Origin of the sequence: Xenophilus sp. (assembly GCF_044462705.1) — a bacterium.
Taxonomy (GTDB): domain Bacteria; phylum Pseudomonadota; class Gammaproteobacteria; order Burkholderiales; family Burkholderiaceae_C; genus Xenophilus; species Xenophilus azovorans.
Genome location: NZ_JBIQNC010000303.1, coordinates 1 through 4,278, shown reverse-complemented (window position 1 = coordinate 4,278; position 4,278 = coordinate 1). Strand labels below are relative to the sequence as shown.

General features: G+C 72.3%; 4 protein-coding genes. All 4 read right to left on the bottom strand.

The window, feature by feature from the left end; all coding sequences use genetic code 11:
• Position 1: 1 nt before the first annotated feature.
• A complete protein-coding gene (locus ACIY1X_RS25185; RefSeq protein WP_399686084.1) occupies positions 2 to 1,528 on the bottom strand; it encodes a carotenoid oxygenase family protein in 1,527 nt (508 codons plus the stop codon).
• A gap of 10 nt (positions 1,529 to 1,538) precedes the next feature.
• A complete protein-coding gene (locus ACIY1X_RS25180; protein ID WP_399686081.1) occupies positions 1,539 to 1,952 on the bottom strand; it encodes a DUF2141 domain-containing protein in 414 nt (137 codons plus the stop codon).
• A 134-nt stretch (positions 1,953 to 2,086) separates the two neighbouring features.
• The gene (gene gshB / locus ACIY1X_RS25175) at positions 2,087 to 3,034 is read right to left on the bottom strand and encodes a glutathione synthase (RefSeq protein WP_399686079.1); all 948 of its coding nucleotides are present in this window, start codon (positions 3,032 to 3,034) and stop codon (positions 2,087 to 2,089) included.
• On the bottom strand, positions 3,031 to 4,278 hold a 1,248-nt coding region (locus tag ACIY1X_RS25170), incomplete at its 5' end, for a benzoate/H(+) symporter BenE family transporter (protein WP_399686076.1). The genes gshB and ACIY1X_RS25170, both read right to left, overlap by 4 nt.

Sequence of the window (4,278 nt, the reverse complement as noted above, 5' to 3'; positions counted from 1 at the left end):
CCTAGCCCTGCCGCGCCGGCACGAAGCTGCCGTGCAGCCCCAGCGGCAGCGCATAGGGCAGCGTGGCCTGCGCAACCGGGCCGTCGGCCAGGGCATCGGCTGCGAAGCAGGACAGCACGGTCTGCTTCTGCGCGACATCCAGCGCGGTGCCCAGGATCCAGCCGGGCCGGTCGCCGTCGGGCACGAACACGTGCTCCTCCACCAGCGCCTGCGCGCCGTAGGCGAAGCGCTGCGACCGGCCGTTCTCCACGTCCGTCAGCGCCACCGCGCCGAAGCCGGGGCGGTCCTCGAACACCTGCGTCGCATGCACCACCCGGCGATGCCGCAGGCCCACGCGGCGCGGGTCCATGCGCGGGAACTCGGCCGCGAGGCCCAGCGCGTGCTGCACGGCCTCGCCGGTGCGCAGGTTCAGCGTGGCGGCCACGAGCTGCGGCTCCACGCTGCGCACGCGGCGCCCGCGCATCACCTCGCGGTTGCTGGTGAACACCGCGTCGGCCGTGGCCGAGCGCACGTAGTCCAGGTGGATCAGCGTGCCGGAAGGCCCGTCCTGCGCCCACGCATTGCCCAGGTGGAACAGGAAGCCCGCGGGCAGCTGCAGCATCTGCCGCCTGCTCCAGTCCTTCTTGTCGACCACCAGCACGCGCATGCCGAGTTCGGGCTTCCAGACGTGGCTGTCGAGGAAGCTCGCGCCGGCCGCGCTGCGCGCGTTGTCGAACACCAGCGACGGCATGAGGAAGACGAGGTGGGCATCGGTGACGGCGAAGTCGTGGACCATCGCGATCTGCGGCACGGGCATCGCGTCGGCGCGGCGCAGCGTGCCGTCGGGCGCGATCTCGTAGAGGATCAGCATGCCCTGGCTCGCACCGACGCCGAAGTTCCACACCGTGCCGTCGGGGTCCACCTTGGGATGCGCCGAGAAGGGCAGCCCCGCCAGGTCGGCGCGCCAGGCCCGCAGGCCGCGCGTGGCCAGCGTGGCGGGGTCGATGCGGGTGGCCGAGCCGCCCTCCCACAGGGCGAGCAGGTCGTCGCCCAGCGGCAGCACGCTGGTGTTCGCGACGTTCATGCCGTCGGGCGAGGCCGGCGGCTGCACGCCCGGCAGGATGGTGCCGAAGGCCTGCTCCAGCCGGTGCCCGTCGCGCACTTCGGCGACGCGCTTGGCCGTGGCGACGTAGCGGCCCTGGTGGCGCACCTCGGCGCCGTCGATGACGAAGCGCTGCACCATGCCGTCGCCGTCGAACCAGTGGTGGTAGCGCTGGCCGCCCAGGTCGTGCCCGGCCGGGCCCACGCGGTAGAGCGTGCCGGCGAGCGCATCCGGAAAGCGGCCGCGCACCGTGGCGGGCACCAGCGGCAGGTCGGTCGGCGGCGTGGCGAAGCCGATCTTCCACGGCGCCGTGGAGGCCTCGAACTGGGCCTGCCAGGTGTCGCTGCCGATGGCGGCGTCGGCGGCGCGCGCGGCCAGGGGCAGCGCGCCCAGCAGCGGCGCCGTGCCGGCCGCGGCCAGCCGGTGCAGGAGTTCGCGACGCTTCATGGCCGGCTCCTCAGCGCAGGTGGATGGTGATGCGCTGGTCCGCATCGAGCGGCACGGCGACGGCCTCGAAGTCCGGCGCGCCCCGGTCGCCGCGCGCGTCCCTGGAGAAGCCGTAGCGCTCCACGGGCAGGCCCAGCAGGTTGGTGTCGAGCTTGCCGTTGCCGTTCTCGTCGGCGAACACCTTGAGGGCGTAGCGGCCCGCCGGCAGGCCGACGAAGGCCAGTTGCGCGGCGCCCTCACGCAACGGCAGGCTCTGCGAGGCCATCGACTGGCCGGCGGCGTAGCGCTCGGCGCTGTCGTACACCGCCACGTAGAGCTGGGCCGGCCCGGCCGGGCCGTCGGCCACGCTCACCTGAAGATCGGCCGCGCCGGCGGCCAGCGGGCCGAGCAGGGCCGCGGAAAAGAGGATGGAAGGCAGTCGCATGGTGCAGGTCTCCAGTGGATGAAGACCGCACGATCCCGGACCCGGGCCGCGCCGGCCAGCGCGATGCGACGGAATGCGCCGGGCCGGGCGCCGGATGCGCCCTGCCTTCGCGAAAAAAAGGACTCGGTGCGCGCTCAGCCCTGGAGCTGCCGCTCCAGCGCATCGACGAACATCGCCGGCACGTCGAAGCCGGTCTGCTCGGTGATCTCCTGGAAGCAGGTGGGGCTGGTGACGTTGATCTCGGTGAGCGAGCCGCCGATGACGTCCAGCCCGATCAGCAGCAGCCCGCGGGCGGCGAGCACCGGGCCGATGGCGCGGGCGATCGTCCAGTCCTCGTCGGTCAGCGGCTGGGCCACGCCCTTGCCGCCGGCCGCCAGGTTGCCGCGCACCTCGCTGCCCTGCGGGATGCGCGCCAGGCTGAAGGGCACCGGCTCGCCGCCGATGACCAGCACGCGCTTGTCGCCCTGCACGATCTCGGGCACGAAGCGCTGCACCATGATGGTCTGCGCGCCGCCCTTGTTCAGCGTCTCGGTGATGGAGCCGAGGTTCAGCCCGTCCTCGCGCACGCGGAAGATGCCCATCCCGCCCATGCCGTCCAGCGGCTTGAGGATGATGTCGCCGTGCTCGGCGTGGAAGTCCTTCACCGCCTCCGGGCTGCGCGTGACCAGCGTGGGCGTGGTGAACTGCGGGAACTCCATCACCGCCAGCTTCTCCGGATGGTCGCGCAGCGAGCGCGGCCTGTTGATCACCGTGGCACCCTCGCGCTCGGCCTGCTCCAGCAGGTGCGTGGCGTAGATGTACTCGGCGTCGAAGGGCGGGTCCTTGCGCATCAGCACCGCGTCGAAGTCCTTCAGCGCGCGGGTCTCGACCAGGTCCTCCGTGTACCAGGCGTGCTTGTCGCCGGTCAGCGTGATCCGGCGCACGGTGGCCTTGACCACGTCGCCGGACTTCCACTGCAGGTCCTGCGGCAGGCAGGTGGCGATGCGGTGGCCGCGCCGCTGCGCCTCGCGCATCATCGAGAAGGTGGTGTCCTTGTAGATCTTGAAGTGGTCGAGCGGGTCGGCGACGAAGAGGAGGTTCATTTCGCAGGGGCCTCGTGAGCGTTTCTGGCGTGGTCGTTCGCGGTTTTCTGTTCCAGCGCGATCTTGCATCCGGGCGCGATGTCCTTGCCGGCCGGGGTTTTCTCGGCCGTGCGGCCCAACTGCTGCACCGCCAGCGCCGCCGCGCCGGCCACCACGCCCCAGAAGGCGGAGCCGATGCCGGCGATGACCACGCCCGAGAGCGTGACCAGGAAGGTGATCAGCGCCGCCTCTCGGTGCGACTCGTCACGCACCGCCGCCGCCAGCCCGCCGCCGATGGTCGACAGCAGCGCCAGCCCCGCGATGGCGGCGACCAGCTCCTTCGGGAAGGCGGTGAGCAGCCCGGTGACGGCCGCGCCGAACAGGCCGATCACGACATAGAGGGCGCCGCAGCACACGGCCGCCGTGTAGCGGCGGGCCGGGTCCTCGTGCGCCTCGCGCCCCATGCAGATGGCGGCGGTGATGGCGCTGAGGTTCAGCGCGTAGGCGCCGAAGGGCGCCAGCACCAGCGTCGCCACGCCGGTGAGCGTGATGAGCTTGCTGACAGGCATCTCGTAGCCGGCGGCGCGGATGGCCGCCACGCCCGGCAGGTTCTGCGAGGCCATCGTCACCACGAACAGCGGCAGCGCCAGGCTCACCGCCGCCTGCCAGGTGAAAGACGGCATCGTGAACACCGGCATCGCCAGCGTGAAGTGCACCGTACTCCAGGCCAGTTCGCCGCGCAGCGCCACGAAGACGGTCGCCACCCCCAGCGTCAGCGGCACGGCGTAGCGCGGCAGCAGCCGGCGGCCGAGGAGGTAGCTGGCCAGCATCAGCAGCACCAGCGGGAGCGCCGTCTGCGCCGCGGCGAAGGCCGCCAGCCCGAAGCGCGCCAGCACACCGGCCAGCAGCGCGGAGGCGATCGCCATCGGGATGCGGTTCATCACCCGCTCGAACCAGCCGGTGGCGCCGGCCAGCGTGATCAGCAGCGCGCAGACGATGAAGGCGCCCACCGCCTCGCCCATCGAATAGCCCACGCCCGCCGTCGCCAGCACCGCCGCGCCGGGCGTGCTCCAGGCGATCATCACCGGCTTCTTCAGCCACAGCGAGGGCAGCATCGACGCCAGCCCCATGCCGATGCCCAGCGCCCACATCCAGGAGGCGATGACCGCCGGCGTGGCGCCGAAGGCCTGCGCCGCCTGGAACACGATCGCCACCGAGCTGGTGAAGCCCACCAGCACCGCCACGAAGCCGGCGGTGAAGGCCGC